The 1,078-nt window shown below is 64.4% G+C and carries 1 protein-coding gene; it reads right to left on the bottom strand.

Annotation, left to right across the window (positions count from 1 at the left end; translation table 11 throughout):
* The coding region (locus AB0H37_RS45045; RefSeq protein WP_360618862.1) for an alpha-amylase family glycosyl hydrolase at positions 1-1,078 on the bottom strand (1,078 nt) is incomplete at both ends.

Raw genomic sequence — 1,078 nt, 5'->3', positions numbered from 1 at the left:
TGATCTCGCGGGTGAAGGCGAGGACGGAGGGGTTGGAGGCGGAGAGTTCGACGTAGGAGCCGACGCCGAAGACGGGGTGGCGTTGGCGGATTTCGATCATTTTGCGGGTCCAGTGGAGCAGGGAGCCGGGGTTGTTGGTCTGGGCTTCGACGTTGACGGCCTGGTAGCCGTAGATGGGGTCCATGATGACCGGCAGGTACAGGCGTGCGGGGTCGCAGGTGGAGAATCCGGCGTTGCGGTCGGGTGTCCATTGCATGGGGGTGCGGACGGCGTCGCGGTCGCCGAGCCAGATGTTGTCGCCCATGCCGATCTCGTCGCCGTAGTACAGGACGGGGGAGCCGGGGAGGGAGAGCAGGAGGGCGGTGAACAGTTCGAGTTGGTTGCGGTCGTTGTCCAGTAGGGGGGCCAGGCGGCGGCGGATGCCGATGTTGGCTTTCATGCGGGGGTCTTTGGCGTATTCGGTGTACATGTAGTCGCGTTCTTCGTCGGTGACCATCTCCAGGGTGAGTTCGTCGTGGTTGCGTAGGAAGATGCCCCATTGGCAGTTGTCGGGGATCTTGGGGGTCTGGGCCATGATCTCGGAGATGGGGTAGCGCTGTTCGCGGCGTACGGCCATGAAGATGCGGGGCATGACGGGGAAGTGGAAGGCCATGTGGCATTCGTCGCCGCCGGCGGCGGGGTCGCCGAAGTACTCCACGACGTCGGCGGGCCATTGGTTGGCTTCGGCGAGTAGGACGCGGTCGGGGTAGAGGCGGTCGACCTCGGCGCGGACGCGTTTGAGGTAGGTGTGGGTTTCGGGGAGGTTCTCGCAGTTGGTGCCTTCGCGGGCGTACAGGTAGGGGACGGCGTCCAGGCGGAATCCGTCGATGCCCAGGTCCAGCCAGAACCGGAGGTTTTCCAGCATGGCGTCTTGGACGTCGGGGTTGTCGTAGTTGAGGTCGGGTTGGTGGGTGAAGAAGCGGTGCCAGTAGTACTGGCCGCGGACGGGGTCGTAGGTCCAGTTGGAGGATTCGGTGTCGACGAAGATGATGCGGGCGTCGGGGTAGCCGGTGTCGTCGTCGGACCACATGTAGAAGTC

This window comes from Actinomadura sp. NPDC023710 (assembly GCF_040639875.1).
Taxonomy (GTDB): Bacteria; Actinomycetota; Actinomycetes; order Streptosporangiales; family Streptosporangiaceae; genus Spirillospora; species Spirillospora citrea.
The sequence above is the reverse complement of the archived record's forward strand: the minus strand, read 5'-3'. Positions and strand labels throughout refer to the sequence as shown.